We start from the raw sequence: 14,106 nt of genomic DNA, 5'->3' as shown, positions 1-14,106 counted from the left end.
GTGGTGGTTCTGGCTTGGCAGTGTCAAATAACCTTGGCAATATTGCCAGACGATCACCTTACTCCTACTTAGTAACGCAGCGTGCGCCAAGGTAAACGATAGGGAATCTTCCGGTTATTTACTGCATATGCGACGATAGCTAAATTCATATTAGAGTTTGCCGCATGAGCGACGCACTGAAAAATCCGGATATGCCACCTGGCGCGCTTGTCGAAACCTTTGATGATGGCAGCGCGCTGCGTAATGACGGTGTAAAACTGACCCCAGCAAACCAAAATCCGTGGTATGTACTGGCAACAGTGACTGGGGAGCATTCCGCCAAGAATCGTCGATTCTGGAATGGCTGGATGTGTCAGAACATGAGTGCAGATGAACGCAAGGCTCTTGCACTCCAAATGAGCATGCCCGAGGAGGAACTCGCCCCATTAAGCGACGAGGAAATGCAGCAAATCCGGGCTCGTTTCAAAACTAACTTTCCTAAAAAAGCCATTCACGAAACGTTACCAAACCCCGATCACGCTGCTGATCTCCAGCTCGTTAACCTCACTCACGATATTTCATTCGAGCAGTTTTATTTTTCTAGTCCTGCTTTATTTGAACATGTGCATTTTGCTGGGTTTGCTGATTTCGACAAAGCACATTTCTCCTATTCTGCCAATTTTCAAGAGACACATTTCTCCGAGGGAGCATTTTTCCCAGATGCCAATTTTGCCGGGCGCGCTAATTTTATAAAGGTATATTTCGGTGAGCTTGCCGAGTTCAAAGAAGCGCATTTCGTAGGACATGCTTTGTTCCAAGAGAGCCATTTCGTGGGAACAGCAGATTTCACAGGAGCAAGTTTTGTCAGGCCTATAGATTTTCAAGAAACTCTTTTCAAAGGGGGCGCTGGCTTCGAGCGGGTACATTTCGGCGAGGTCGCTAATTTCCAAGATAGCCATTTCGCTGGAGAGACCAATTTCCAATCGACGCATTTCGCCAAGGATGCCGATTTTGATAAGGTACTTTTCTCTGCGCATACCAGTTTCTTGAAGTCGCATTTCGCCGGGAATGCTCTCTTCCTAAAAACGCATTTCACCGATGGTGCAGGTTTCCAAGAAGTGCATTTTGCCGAACATGCCATGTTCCCAGATACGCATTTCACAGGAGATGTCTTTTTTCCAGAAGCGCATTTCACCAGGGATGCTTTTTTCGAACGAGCGGACTTCACTGGGCTTGCCGATTTCTCAGACGGTGCTTTTAAAGCCTTTACATCATTCGACGGAGCCACTTTCAAAACTCAGGTACCAAAATACTATCAGCGCGAAATGCATCAGGACACGACTTTCAGTGATACCCCCAAGCACTGGCCCAAGATCACTTCCGACAGCGCAAAAGCAGGTAAGCAAGCCTATACGCGGCTTCGCCAAATTGCGGCAGATAACCATAACCCCGACCTTGAACACTTTTTCCTGCGCCAAGAAATGCGCTGCAAAGAGACACTTGCTCAAGGCCTTGATAAATGGGTATTCAAGGGGTATCGCTGGTTGGCCGGCAGCGGGATTTCCGTGTTGCGGCCAGCAGTGGGGCTGGTTCTCATTTGGCTGATATCTGGTTTTGCCTACCTTTTTCGCTATCTTTACCTGCAACGCAATGCCGAAAAGATCATCGCAGCCAATTCGGAGCTGCCTGCGCTTGCTGATATGTCGGTGCTTGGATCGTTCGGTTTGTCTTTCGCAAACCTCTTTGCGTTTCTAGGTCTTAACCGGCTATATTTTCAAGAAGTCATAGCAGAGCTTGGCCCGTGGCTCTCATTACTGGCAGGAATGCAGACCGTTTCGGGCGTGGTGCTGTTATTTTTTCTTGGCCTTGGGCTGCGAAACCGATTCCGATTGAAATAGCTAGCCCTCGAAATTAGAGCTATTGATCCCCTAACCCTATTAATTTTTTAGCTCATAACTCGCTTCGGGAGCGGCCCACTCAAGCGCAAAACCTATCAGCTCACCCCAATATAGCGCCCTGGCTTATGGTTCAGGGCAATAATCAGGTTGAGCGTCAGCGCCCCTAGCACTGAATAACCCACGCGATCCAGCGGTAGTTGGGTCAGCGCAATCAGCAGGATAACGCCATCTATCGCCAGTTGAACGTAACCTGCACGAAAGCCGTGTTTATCCTGCAGGTAGAGCGCGAGGATATTAATGCCGCCTAGGCTCGTGCGGTGGCGAAACAGCATCAGCATACCGATGCCCATTAGTGCGCCGCCCATTAACGCAGCGTAGATTGAGGGCACACTGGCAAACTGCACCCAGCCTTGGGTTAGCTCCGAAAACAGCGAGACCAAGCCGATGGCAGCAAAAGTGCGCAGGGTAAAACTCCAGCCCATGCGTCTAACTGCCAAATAATAAAATGGCAGATTGATAGCAAAAAAGTACACCCCAAAGCCCCAACCGGTAACACTGCTGGTCATATAGCTGAGCAGCAGCGCCAAGCCTGCCGTACTGCCGGTCAATAGCACCGCATGGGTGTAAAAGGTCACCCCTAGCGCGACAAAGAACGTGCCCAGCAGCATCGCCATCACATCTTCATAGGGACGATGTTGATCCTTGGGTAAATCTTCAACACGCATGGGAGCGTCCTTACTTAGGCTGTTGAGGTTATCAAGTGATTAGTTTAGATAGCGCTAGCGTGCTCAATCATTAACTGCAGCGTCTCACGGCCACGCCAACGATTGCGATTGAGCTTATAGGCACAGTGCAGCGTATCACCCACGTTAAACCCTGGCAGCTCCCCCGGTGTTAACGCACGAAACCAAATCGCTTTGCAGGTCACGGGGCCAGTGGAAAGCTCTAGCATCAGGTGCGCGCCATCAGCTCCCACCGGGCGCAGCGCCTCAACAATAAAGCGGCCTTCAAACAGCGGTGGGTCGAATTCACGCCCGTAGGGGCCGAGTGTTTCGATCTCCGTTAATGTCGTCAGCGAAAGCTGCGCCGTGGAGAGTTCACCATCCGTCCAAAGGCGCGGATAGAGCGTTCGTCCCTCTAACTGCTCGCCCACTGCCTGCAAGAAAGCCGTTTTAAAGGCCTCAAGCTGATCCCGTGGCACGCCCACCCCTGCCGCGCCACTATGACCACCAAAGCGTGGTAACGCCTGGGGCGCAAGCTCAAAGGTACGCTGAAGGGCATCGCGCAGGTGCAGCCCGTCAATCGAGCGGCCAGAGCCGGTTAGCATGCCCGGTGCCGACGCTTGGGTTAGCACCAGCGCCGGGCGACCGTAGGCCTGCACCAACCGTGAGGCGACGATACCCTGTACGCCGGGGTGCCCGTCTTCCAGCAGCACCACCACGGCGGGCTCGTCGGCACTCAGGGCGCTCGCCGCCAAGGTACGCGCCTCGGCAGCCATATCGGCCTCAATCGCTTTGCGGGACTGGTTATCCTGATCCAGCACGTCGAGCTGACGATTGGCGACACCATCGTTCTCGGCCAGCATAAAGTGCAGCGCCGCGTAGGGATCGTCCAGCCGCGAGCGGGCGTTGATGCGCGGCCCCATCTGAAACGCTAACGTCTCGGCGTTAAACGGCACGCTGTCGGCACCTAGCCGCGTGGCCATGGCGCGCCAGCACGCCGCATCCATCCGATTGATCAGCTTTAACCCTTGGTTGACCACCGCGCGGTTGGCCGGACTGCCACCCAATGACACACAGTCAGCCACAGTGCCCAAAGCTACATAGGAGAGCCAGGGCGACAGTTTGGGCGTCGACTCTGACAGCGCTCCCCACTCAATCAGCACACCGCGCGCCAGTGACATCAACAGCCACGCCACCATACAGCCAGCGATGGTTTTGTCAGGGTAGTCACAGTCCGAGCGGGTCGGATTTACGCAGGCATAAGCAGAAGATGGTGGCCCCTCGATAGGCAGCGCATGGTGGTCGCTGACCACCACATCGATACCCGCCGCTTTTAGGCGCGCGATCCGTGGCTCATCGGAGCTGCCACAGTCGGCGGTAATCACCAGAGTTGGAAACGGCTTTTGCGCAAGGGTGCGCTCTACCAGCGGTAGGCTAATCCCATAGCCGTCGTGAATACGATGGCCGATTAGACTGTGCAGCTTGCCTTCCGGCACCCCAAACAGCTCCACCAGCGTGCGTCGGATCACCACATGGGAGGTAATGCCGTCCACATCGTAGTCGGTAAGAATACCTATCGCTTCGCCCTCTGCCACCGCCTGAGCAATACGTTCGGCGGCGCGCTTACCGTCCGCAAGCTTCTCGGGATGCGCTAGATAGCGCAGGCTAGGCGAGATTAACGGCAACAGCTCGCCGCTGTAGCCGGGCAAACGGGACGCCAGCAGCCGTGCCTGCAGTTCGCTTAAGCCTTCGGCTTGGGCACGGGCATAAAGCGCCTCGTCCACAGGACGAGGCTCTAAACGCGGTTCGCTCTTGCTAGACGACAGCGCGCTTTGGGGTAAATCGGTCACTGAGGTCATTGCTGTCTCAACGAACGGGCATTCAACGCCGGTTTTCCGCAACATACTGCTGCACAGCGGCAAGCTCTGCTGGCAGCACGGTGTAACGCTCTTCGCGCTCTAGCAGGTCTTCCATATGCGGCGGCAGCGGCACGCCTAAGAAGCCCGCTTTCACCACGGCTTCGGCAAACTTGGCCGGATGCGCAGTCGCCAGGGTAATCACCGGCGTTGACTGATCAGCCCGGGCGCGCTCAGCGGCAATATAACCGGTCGCGGTATGCGGATCGAGCATCTCACCGGTGCGCTTATGAGCGTCACGAATCACTTCCAGAATCGTTGCATCGTCCACGCTATAGCTTGAGAACTTCTCGCGCAGCTTGGCCAGCGGCGCATCGGCCAGAGCAGAGGGCTCCTGCTGGAAGCGCTCAAGCAGGGCTGCCACGGCCATACCGTCGCGGTCGTAAGCATCAAACAGCAGCCGCTCGAAGTTAGACGACACCACGATATCCATGGAAGGCGCCAGCGTCGCCGCCAGCTCTTTTTTGGAGAAGTCGTTGGCGGCCAGGGTGCGGTGCAGAATATCGTTGGCGTTGGTGGCGATGATGAACTGCTTCACCGGCAGGCCCATTTTGTAGGCCATATAGCCCGCAAACACGTTGCCAAAGTTGGCGGACGGTACGCAGAAGCTCACTTCACGATGCGGCGCGCCTAGCGCGACGCCTGAGGCGATGTAGTAAACGATCTGAGCCATGATGCGCGCCCAGTTGATCGAGTTGACCGCCACCAGGCGCGTACCGTTCAGGAACGTTTGATCGGCAAAGCTTGCCTTGACCATTGCCTGGGCGTCGTCGAAATTCCCTCCGATGGCAATATTGAAGACGTTATTGGCCAGTACCGAGGTCATTTGACGACGCTGAACTTCTGAGACCCGGTTGTGCGGGTGCAGAATAAAGATATCCAGGTTGTCGCAGTGGCGGCAGCCCTCAATCGCCGCGGAGCCGGTATCGCCTGAGGTCGCGCCCATGATCACTGCGCGCTCGCCGCGCTTTTTCAGGAAGTGATCCAGCAAGCGACCGAGCAACTGTAGCGCCACATCTTTGAACGCCAGCGTCGGGCCATGAAACTGCTCAAGCAGGAAGTGGTTGGCATCTAGCTGCTTAAGCGGCACGACCGCATCGTGATTAAACGTCGCGTAGGCTTCGGTCACAATGCTGTGGAACGTGGCATCGTCGATTTCACCGTTCACAAACGGCTTCATCACCCGGAAGGCGATCTCCGCATAGGAGAGCCCGGCCATCTCGACGAGCTCTTCGCGGGAGAATTCAGGCAGTGTTTCCGGCACATAGAGGCCGCCGTCGCTGGCCATGCCGGTAAGCACTACTTCTTCAAAAGAGAGCGCGGGCGCCTGCCCACGCGTGCTGATATAGCGCATCTGGGCTACTCCCCTTCGTCCAGGCTTTCCACGCGAATGCGTGTTAGCGGCCCGGCGATATCGGCCATCGACTCAATTTCACGAATCGCTTCGTTCATCTGCTTCTCTTTGGTGCGGTGGGTCAGCAGAATGATCGGCACTAATTCACCCTCGGTCGCTTCTTTCTGAATCAGCGCTTCGATAGAGATGCCCTGCTCGGCCAGAATCGTTGCCACTCGCGCCAGCACACCGGGGCGATCTACCGCCAGCAGGCGCAGGTAATAGGCGGTGGTAATGTCTTCCATCGGCATGATGGGTAGCTGGCTGACATCTTCGTCAATGCCGCTGAACGCCAGGTAAGGCACGCGGTAGTGGTGATCGGTAGAGATATCCCGCGCTACATCGAGCAGATCGGCCACGACCGCTGAAGCAGTCGGCTCTGCGCCCGCACCAGCACCGTAATAGAGCGTCGGGCCAACTGCGTCGCCCATGATCGCAATGGCGTTTTTCACACCATGCACATTGGCCAGTAGGCGCTCTTTAGGAATCAGCGTGGGGTGCACGCGCAGCTCCAGGCCTTGGTCGGTGCGTTTGGAGATCCCCAGATGCTTGATCACATAGCCAAGGTTATCGGCCTGCTCGACATCTTCCGCGGTAATCCGCGAAATGCCTTCGGTAAAGGCTTTCTCAAACTGCAGCGGCACGCCGTAAGCAATCGAGGCCAAAATCGTCAGCTTGTGCGCGGCGTCGATACCTTCCACATCAAAAGTGGGATCGGATTCGGCGTAGCCCAACGCTTGGGCTTCTGCGAGCACGTCTTCAAAGGCACGGCCTTCGTCGCGCATATGGGTAAGAATATAGTTGCCAGTGCCGTTGATAATGCCCGCTACCCATTCGATACGGTTGGCACCCAAGCCTTCGCGCAACGACTTAATCACCGGAATACCACCCGCGACCGCGGCTTCAAATGCCACGATAACGCCCTTTTCGTGGGCAGCCTTGAAGATTTCGTTACCGTGCACGGCAATCAGCGCTTTGTTGGCGGTGACCACGTGCTTGCCGTTGGCGATCGCCGTCAGCACCAGTTCGCGAGCGATATCGTAACCGCCAATGAGCTCCACCAGAACATCGACATTGGGGTTGGTGGCAACTTCAAACACATCAGAGGTGGCATTGATGCCGGTAATATCGCAGTCAGGATGAATACTGCGGTGAGCAACCTGCTCAATCACAATAGGACGGCCAGCACGACGCGCAATATCGTCAGCGTTGCGGGTCAATACGTTAAAGGTGCCGCCACCGACAGTGCCTAAACCACAAATACCTACTCTTACCGGTTTCAAAATACTTCCCCTTTCGTGTCGTGCACCTGGTGGTGCTGGTCTTAAATTTAGTCTTAAAAGCGGTTTTATAAGCTCTTAACCACACGCGTTAAGACAGTATCTCAGCGTTGTATGCCGTCTAATCGTTGCGGCACTACTCCTCGTCATCCAAGCCTAACATGGCGGTGAGCCGCTCGGGTGGCACAAATCCAGGGACCAACTGCCCATCGGGCAAAATAATCGCCGGTGTCCCCTGCACGCCCAGGGCTTTACCCAGCTCATATTGGCCAGCTACCGGATTGTCGCAGTCTGCCGCGCTGGAAATAGCCTCGCCTTCTTTGGCTTGAGTCATCGCTTCGCTGCGATTATCTGAGCACCACACCTGCTTCAGCGTGTTGGCGGCTTGGCTCCCCATGCCCGCACGAGGAAACGCCAGATAATGAACGGCGATACCGCGCTCATTTAGGTCGGGAATCGTTTCGTGTAAGCGGGCACAGTAAGGGCATGTGGGGTCGGTAAACACCGTGACAGTTGCCTTCGGCTCATCAGCTCCGCGGAAAATCACTCGCTCGCTTTCCGGCACGGCTGCTAACGCATCAGCACGCTCTTGATTCTGCTCTTGTTCGGTCAAATTCACCAAACCGTCATCGGCATTTTCATACAGATCGCCGACAAGAAAGTGGCTACCGTCCGCATTGGAGTAGAAGGATTCGCCGCTCTCCAGCCGCACATGGTAAACGCCACTCATGGGCGTCTCCGTCACCGTTTCCACCGGCATCGCCTGACCATTAACGCTAAGGGATTCTGAAAGGCGGTCTGTTATCGCATCAGCCTGAGCGGCAACAGGTAATAGACTACCCGCTATTAATAACGGAAATACTAAAAAACGGCGTTGACGCATCATCAATTCAACCTCGTGGGTGATGTTCTGCATGTAGGCTTTCCAAGCGCGCTTGGGCCACATGGGTATAAATTTGGGTCGTCGATAAATCGCTATGACCCAGCAGCAGCTGTACGACCCGCAAATTGGCCCCATGATTCAATAAATGGGTCGCAAATGCATGGCGAAGTGTGTGCGGCGACAGTGGCCGGGTAATCCCTGCTGTGATGGCATGTACCTTAATACGATGCCAAAACGTTTGCCGAGTCATGGCTTTATCGCCCCGGCCTGGGAACAGCGCTGGGCGCGTTGGGTCACTCATCAACGCCAATCGCGCGGTCTCCATGTAGTGCGCAATCCAATCCGCGGCCTCTTCACCCATGGGCACCAGGCGGTCTTTATCACCCTTACCGCGCACCCGCACCACGTTTTGGCGAAGGTTGACGGCATCGCCGGTCAGCCCCACCAGTTCTGAGACCCGCAGGCCACAGGCGTAAAGCAACTCCAACATGGCACGATCGCGCACGCCTAAAGGCGTCTCCGTATCCGGCGCCATCAGCAGGCGCTCTACTTCGTCTTCTTCCAACGTATTAGGCAAGCCGGGAATGACGCGCGGCAGCTTGATATCAGTGAGCGGGTCGCTCGCCACCTGGTTGTTTAAACGCCCCCAACGATAGAAGCTTCGCAGCGTTGATAATAGCCGAGCATTGCTACGCAGTTGGTAGCCCTGTTCCCGGCGGCTGGCAAACCATTCGCTAATCCGTTCCGGTGGTGGCGCCAGCAGCGCTTCGCCATGGCTCTCCAAATGACGTTGCCACGCGGTTAAATCACGCCGATAGGCAGCTAGCGTATGATCGCTGGCGCCCTGCTCGAGCCATAGGGCATCCAGAAAAGCATCAATCACGCTCATACGGCAGCAGTCTCCGGCTGTTTGTTATCAAGCAGCTGTATAAACAAAACCCCGCCCCGCAAAGCGGTGACGGGGTCTTGGTATCTGGGCGCCACGCCTATAGAAGCACAGCGTACGCCCACGGAACAGTGGCGTTTAAGCCAGCTTTTCCTTGATACGTGCAGAACGACCGCTGCGCTCGCGCAGGTAGTAAAGCTTGGCTTGACGCACATCACCACGACGTTTGACTTCAATCGAGTCAACCAGCGGGCTGTAAGTCTGGAAGGTACGCTCAACACCAACGCCGTGAGAAATTTTACGCACGGTGAACGCGGAGTTCAGGCCACGGTTACGCTTACCGATGACCACACCTTCAAACGCCTGCAGACGCTCGCGGGTGCCTTCTTTTACTTTTACCTGAACGACAATAGTGTCGCCGGGGGCAAAGGGAGGAATTTCCTTGCCCATTTGCTCAGATTCGATCGCCTGGATCACTTTGCTTTTGCTGCTCATCATCATACTCCTGAATAACGTGTTGGCTTGACCGCTCAATCATGGGTGGCGGAAGCCGTGATCCCGGCGCTCGAAACGAGCTACGCGGGAGTCGTTATGGGTGACACAGGTGCGCTTTTTCGCCCTGCACCGCCGCTCTGGCCTAATTAGTGGACAGAGCGTGTTCCTCGATAAACTCATTTAACAGCTTGCGCTGTTCGGCATCTAACGTTCGCCCTTCCAATAGGTCTGGACGGCGTTGCCATGTCCGGCCTAGCGACTGCTTTAATCGCCAACGCTTGATAGCTGCATGATTACCGCTTAACAGCACATCTGGCACTTGGCGCCCGTCAATTATTTCCGGACGGGTATAGTGCGGGCAGTCTAGCAGACCGTCATTAAACGAGTCTTCGACAGCGGAATCCTGATGGCCCAGCACGCCGGGTATCAGCCTTGCCGCTGCATCGATCAGCACCATCGCCGGCAGCTCACCGCCGCTCAGTACATAGTCACCAATCGACCACTCTTCATCAATGTCACTCTCCACCACGCGTTCATCAATGCCTTCATAGCGACCTGCCACGACCACTAAAGGCCCGGCGGAAGCCAGTGCTTGAACGCCCTGCTGATCCAGCTTTCGCCCTTGAGGCGATAGATAGATCACCGTCGGCACTAAACCGGTGGCTAGTTGCGCCCGCTCACGAGCCGCAAAGATCGCTGCGCGCAGAGTATCGACTTTCATCAACATCCCTGGACCACCGCCATAAGGGCGGTCATCTACGCTACGATGGCGGTCAGTGGCGTAATCCCGCGGGTTCCAAAACTCCAGTGCGATACGCTGTTTCTCTACCGCTCGCCCGACCACGCCCTGTTGCGTTAACGCGTCGAACATTTCGGGAAACAACGACACCACACCAATCCACATTGCAGGCGCTACTGCTTCACTCTCCGTTGCCGGAGCGTTGCCACTATCCAACTCAGTTGAGTCGGAAGATGCATCATTACTCAAACTGTTCATAAGTTTGGTCAAAACTCAGGATCCCAATCGACGACCATGCGGCCCTCTTGGGAACTGATTTCAACAATGACATCATCTGGCAAAAATGGCAGCAGTCGCTCGCGCTTGTCGATTGCGTCTGAATCGCCGCGAACCACCATGACATCGTTGGCGCCGGTTTCAAACAGGTAGCTTACCCGCCCTAACCGCTCGCCGGCCTGAGTGAAGACCGTCATGCCTTCAAGCTCATGCCAATAGTATTCGCCGTCAGAAAGCTTAGGTAGTGTTTCTTTGGGCATCAGAATGTCCGTTTGGGCTAATACTTCCGCCGCACTACGGTCATCGACCCCTTCAAGCTGCACTACAATTCCCTTGCCCTGTCGACGTCCCTGAACAATGTTTATGCGCTTAAGGGTTTCGCCTTGGCGCACCCACCATTCCGGGTATTCGAGAATGCTGTCCATCGGGCTAGTGTAGGAGTACACCTTGAGCCAACCTTTCACCCCATAAGGGCTAGTCAGCTTGCCTAGCACCACATGCGTGTCGTCAGTTTGGCTTATTTCAAAACGCGTCATTGACGACCTCAGCTAACCCAGCATTCATCTAATATCACACTACAGAACCCACAATGCAGGCTTAAGCCTGTTTGCGTGCTTCTTTAACCAGCTCAGCAACACGACCAGACAACTGGGCGCCTTGGCTCTGCCAGTGAACAACGCGATCTAGGTCAACGCGCAGACGCTCTTCCTGGCCACGGGCAACCGGGTTGAAGAAGCCGATACGCTCGATGAAACGACCGTCGCGGGCGTTACGAGAGTCAGTAACGGTCAGGTGGTAAAAGGGACGCTTCTTGGCGCCACCACGGGCCAAACGAATGGTAACCATACGATAACTATCCTTCGGTTGAGGTTACGAGAGTATGTTGTTAGCGCAAACCGCTATCGGAACACTCTTCGTGCTGTTTTCTTGGCGCTAAGCCCACATAAGGCATGCTTAGTACCATTAAGGCCTTCACTGAGACTGTTACCGCTACGTTTTTAACGTATTTTAGGCAACACCCACGCATGAAGAGGCCGCATTCTACGCAAATGCGCTCGGCTTGGAAAGCCTGACAGCCAGAAAACTCACAGGCCGTCAACCTCACCAAGCGCATCAGCACGTTACTGTTAGTGTTTTAACGCCGCGGCAATCCGCCTGGGCCACCCATACCGCCCATGCCGCCGGGCCCACCCATACCTCCGGGTCCGCCTGGGCCACCGCCGCCCATCATGCCGGACATGCCGCGCATCATTTTCTGCATGCCGCCCTTCTGGCCCGCTTTCTTCATCATCTTCTGCATCTGCTTATGCTGCTTAAGCAGACGATTAAGATCAGGCACTTGCAGACCGGCACCCGAGGCAATACGGCGCTTGCGCGAGCCATTGATAATATCCGGCTTGCGGCGCTCTTTGGGCGTCATGGAGTTGATCAGCGCTTCTAATTTGCCGAGCTCTTTCTCAGGACCTGGGCCTTGAGCCATCTCAGCCATCTGCCCCATACCCGGCAATTTGCCCATCAGGCCACCCATACCGCCCATCTTCTTGAGCTGCTGGAGCTGGTCGCGAAAATCTTCCAGGTCAAAGCCATCACCCTTCTTGACCTTTTTGGCCAACTTCTCGGCTTTGGACTTATCGACGGTGCGCTCGGCTTCCTCGATCAGCGACAGCATGTCGCCCATCCCCAGGATGCGTGAGGCAACCCGATCTGGGTGGAAAGGCTCTAGGGCATCGACTTTTTCACCGACACCCATAAACTTGATCGGTTTGCCGGTAATGTGGCGTACCGACAGCGCCGCACCGCCGCGGGCATCACCGTCCGCCTTGGTCAAAATGACACCGGTTAAGGGTAGCGCCTCACTGAACGCTTTAGCCGTATTGGCGGCGTCCTGGCCGGTCATGGCGTCAACGACAAACAGCGTTTCCTGAGGCGAGACCGCTTTATGCAGTGCCTGAATCTCCGCCATCATGGCTTCATCAATCGCCAGACGACCGGCGGTATCGATCAGCACGACATCGTGAAACTGGATTTTGGCGTGTTTGATGGCCGCTTCGGCAATCGCTACCGGCTGTTGGTCAGAGCGTGAGGGGAAGAAATCCACCTCGACTTCTTTTGCCAGGGTTTCGAGCTGATCGATAGCCGCCGGGCGATAGACGTCGGCAGACACCACCAAGACTTTCTTCTTCTCGCGCTCACGCAGGTAGCGGGCCAGCTTGGCCACAGAGGTGGTTTTACCCGCCCCCTGTAGACCGGCCATCAATACAACAGCGGGGGAGCCTTTAAGCACAAAGCCGTCGTTGGCTTCGCCCATAATCGCTTCCAGCTCTTGCTGGACGATTTTGACGAACTGCTGGCCAGGCGACAGGCTTTTGGACACTTCCTGCCCTACCGCCCGCTCGCGAACGCGCTCGATAAACTCCTTGATGACCGGCAATGCTACATCGGCCTCAAGCAGTGCGCGGCGCACTTCGCGCAGGGTGTCTTTTATATTGTCGTCAGTCAGGCGAGCCTGACCCTTGATCGACTTTAACGTCTGGGAAAGACGCTCGCTTAGATTCTGAAACATGGGGCCTCTCTGCCTCCGTCACTGCCGTCGGCGCGCACGCCCTGGACTAATTAGTAAAAAGATTATACGCGCTCACGCTTAGAGTCTCCATGGGATGCATTGAGCGCCATACCTATTTTCCTACGTTTGCCCTGCTGGGCGACGCCGCTTGGATTAGTTATAGTAGTTGGATAGATTCTCGTCGCAATCACACTTAATTCGTTTATTTATTCACAGCAACGCGCTGCAAGGCGCACGGATAGCATCATGCAGGCGCTCCCTTTCGCCACGATTGCTTTTGTTTTTTATGTTGCCGCTGCCATTTGGCAGGGCATGACGCTGTTCCGGCGCGTGCCGCCCCGCCAGGGCATGGTGCGCCTGCTCGCCGTGTTGGGCTTGCTGCTGCATATTCCTGTGGTGGTCATATTAGTCGGCCAATCCCCTGGGTTTCTGCCCGGTTTTACCACCAGCGCCACGCTACTGATGGCGGTGGCAGTTAATGTTGTGTTGGTCGCCAGCCTGTTTAAACCGGTGCTTAATGCGGGCATTGCGCTGTTTCCGCTAGCAGGTATTGCGCTCATTGCCGCCACTTGGCTACCGAATCAAGGCGGCCATACAGGGCTTACGCCCGGTATTTTGCTACATGCGGTGAGTTCTGCCCTGGCATTTGCCGTATTGGCCATTGCCGCCGCTCAAGCCGTGCTGGTTGGCCTGCAAAACCAGGCGCTACGCCATCATCATATTCGCGGCATTGTGCAGTCGTTACCGCCGCTGACCACGATGGAGCGCGTGCTTTTTGAGTTGGTCTGGGCGGGCATCATTCTATTAACGCTCTCCATCGCGAGCGGCCTTATTTTTCTGGATAACTTTTTTGCCCAGCACTTGGCGCATAAAACCGTGCTTTCGCTGCTGGCTTGGGTAATCTTCACGACACTGTTGATTGGTCGTTATCGCTTTGGTTGGCGCGGCATGCGTGCCGTGCGCTGGACACTCGGTGGCTGCGGCCTCCTTGTACTGGCCTATTTTGGCAGTAAGTTCGTACTTGAGGTTGTACTCAATCGATAGCTACTCAACCGCTAACTAGGCGTCACCACGCC

The 14,106-nt window shown here is 55.5% G+C and carries 13 protein-coding genes; 2 read left to right on the top strand and 11 right to left on the bottom strand.

Going from position 1 to position 14,106, the window contains the following annotated elements:
* Window positions 1–164 precede the first annotated feature (164 nt).
* Complete coding sequence (locus HUO07_RS04105; RefSeq protein WP_176302495.1) at window positions 165–1,877, top strand: pentapeptide repeat-containing protein; 1,713 nt, start codon at window positions 165–167, stop codon at window positions 1,875–1,877.
* 95 nt (window positions 1,878–1,972) lie between these two features.
* Here the strand turns inward: HUO07_RS04105 and HUO07_RS04100 are convergent, their stop codons facing one another.
* The 11 genes from HUO07_RS04100 to ffh form a co-directional block, all read right to left on the bottom strand.
* On the bottom strand, window positions 1,973–2,602 hold the full coding sequence (locus HUO07_RS04100) for a YitT family protein (protein WP_176302494.1): 630 nt from the start codon (window positions 2,600–2,602) through the stop codon (window positions 1,973–1,975).
* Window positions 2,603–2,646: 44 nt separating this feature from the next.
* Window positions 2,647–4,458: a single-stranded-DNA-specific exonuclease RecJ gene (locus HUO07_RS04095; RefSeq protein ID WP_176302493.1), complete on the bottom strand. Its 1,812-nt coding sequence runs from the start codon at window positions 4,456–4,458 to the stop codon at window positions 2,647–2,649.
* 22 nt (window positions 4,459–4,480) lie between these two features.
* On the bottom strand, window positions 4,481–5,869 hold the full coding sequence (gene thrC, locus HUO07_RS04090) for a threonine synthase (RefSeq protein WP_176302492.1): 1,389 nt from the start codon (window positions 5,867–5,869) through the stop codon (window positions 4,481–4,483).
* Window positions 5,870–5,874: 5 nt separating this feature from the next.
* On the bottom strand, window positions 5,875–7,191 hold the full coding sequence (locus HUO07_RS04085) for a homoserine dehydrogenase (protein ID WP_101147680.1): 1,317 nt from the start codon (window positions 7,189–7,191) through the stop codon (window positions 5,875–5,877).
* A gap of 133 nt (window positions 7,192–7,324) precedes the next feature.
* Window positions 7,325–8,104: a DsbC family protein gene (locus HUO07_RS04080; protein WP_176302491.1), complete on the bottom strand. Its 780-nt coding sequence runs from the start codon at window positions 8,102–8,104 to the stop codon at window positions 7,325–7,327.
* Window positions 8,079–8,960, bottom strand: a complete 882-nt coding sequence (gene xerD / locus HUO07_RS04075; protein ID WP_176302490.1) for a site-specific tyrosine recombinase XerD — start codon at window positions 8,958–8,960, stop codon at window positions 8,079–8,081. The genes HUO07_RS04080 and xerD overlap by 26 nt, the downstream gene beginning before the upstream one ends.
* 135 nt (window positions 8,961–9,095) lie before the next feature.
* Complete coding sequence (gene rplS / locus HUO07_RS04070) at window positions 9,096–9,452, bottom strand: 50S ribosomal protein L19 (protein ID WP_027957738.1); 357 nt, start codon at window positions 9,450–9,452, stop codon at window positions 9,096–9,098.
* Window positions 9,453–9,594: 142 nt separating this feature from the next.
* Window positions 9,595–10,356, bottom strand: a complete 762-nt coding sequence (gene trmD / locus HUO07_RS04065; RefSeq protein WP_176302661.1) for a tRNA (guanosine(37)-N1)-methyltransferase TrmD — start codon at window positions 10,354–10,356, stop codon at window positions 9,595–9,597.
* Between the two features lie 101 nt (window positions 10,357–10,457).
* Window positions 10,458–11,003 (bottom strand): ribosome maturation factor RimM, encoded by a 546-nt coding sequence (gene rimM, locus HUO07_RS04060; RefSeq protein ID WP_176302489.1) that lies wholly within the window; start codon window positions 11,001–11,003, stop codon window positions 10,458–10,460.
* A 61-nt stretch (window positions 11,004–11,064) separates the two neighbouring features.
* On the bottom strand, window positions 11,065–11,313 hold the full coding sequence (gene rpsP / locus HUO07_RS04055) for a 30S ribosomal protein S16 (protein ID WP_007111767.1): 249 nt from the start codon (window positions 11,311–11,313) through the stop codon (window positions 11,065–11,067).
* A gap of 289 nt (window positions 11,314–11,602) precedes the next feature.
* On the bottom strand, window positions 11,603–13,030 hold the full coding sequence (ffh, locus tag HUO07_RS04050; protein WP_071695239.1) for a signal recognition particle protein: 1,428 nt from the start codon (window positions 13,028–13,030) through the stop codon (window positions 11,603–11,605).
* A gap of 246 nt (window positions 13,031–13,276) precedes the next feature.
* Between ffh and HUO07_RS04045 the strand changes: the two genes are divergently transcribed.
* Complete coding sequence (locus HUO07_RS04045; protein ID WP_176302488.1) at window positions 13,277–14,074, top strand: cytochrome C assembly family protein; 798 nt, start codon at window positions 13,277–13,279, stop codon at window positions 14,072–14,074.
* Window positions 14,075–14,106: the final 32 nt, after the last annotated feature.

The organism is Vreelandella maris (genome assembly GCF_013371085.1).
Classification (GTDB): domain Bacteria; phylum Pseudomonadota; class Gammaproteobacteria; order Pseudomonadales; family Halomonadaceae; genus Vreelandella; species Vreelandella maris.
The sequence above is the reverse complement of the archived record's forward strand: the minus strand, read 5'-3'. Positions and strand labels throughout refer to the sequence as shown.

Coding starts and splice junctions, on each gene's coding strand:
- HUO07_RS04105 (WP_176302495.1), top strand. CDS start 165: ATGAGCGACGCACTGAAAAATCCGGATATGCCACCTGGCGCGCTTGTC.
- HUO07_RS04100 (WP_176302494.1), bottom strand. CDS start 2,602: ATGCGTGTTGAAGATTTACCCAAGGATCAACATCGTCCCTATGAAGAT.
- HUO07_RS04095 (WP_176302493.1), bottom strand. CDS start 4,458: ATGACCTCAGTGACCGATTTACCCCAAAGCGCGCTGTCGTCTAGCAAG.
- thrC (WP_176302492.1), bottom strand. CDS start 5,869: ATGCGCTATATCAGCACGCGTGGGCAGGCGCCCGCGCTCTCTTTTGAA.
- HUO07_RS04080 (WP_176302491.1), bottom strand. CDS start 8,104: ATGCAGAACATCACCCACGAGGTTGAATTGATGATGCGTCAACGCCGT.
- xerD (WP_176302490.1), bottom strand. CDS start 8,960: ATGAGCGTGATTGATGCTTTTCTGGATGCCCTATGGCTCGAGCAGGGC.
- rplS (WP_027957738.1), bottom strand. CDS start 9,452: ATGAGCAGCAAAAGCAAAGTGATCCAGGCGATCGAATCTGAGCAAATG.
- trmD (WP_176302661.1), bottom strand. CDS start 10,356: ATGTGGATTGGTGTGGTGTCGTTGTTTCCCGAAATGTTCGACGCGTTA.
- rimM (WP_176302489.1), bottom strand. CDS start 11,003: ATGACGCGTTTTGAAATAAGCCAAACTGACGACACGCATGTGGTGCTA.
- rpsP (WP_007111767.1), bottom strand. CDS start 11,313: ATGGTTACCATTCGTTTGGCCCGTGGTGGCGCCAAGAAGCGTCCCTTT.
- ffh (WP_071695239.1), bottom strand. CDS start 13,030: ATGTTTCAGAATCTAAGCGAGCGTCTTTCCCAGACGTTAAAGTCGATC.
- HUO07_RS04045 (WP_176302488.1), top strand. CDS start 13,277: ATGCAGGCGCTCCCTTTCGCCACGATTGCTTTTGTTTTTTATGTTGCC.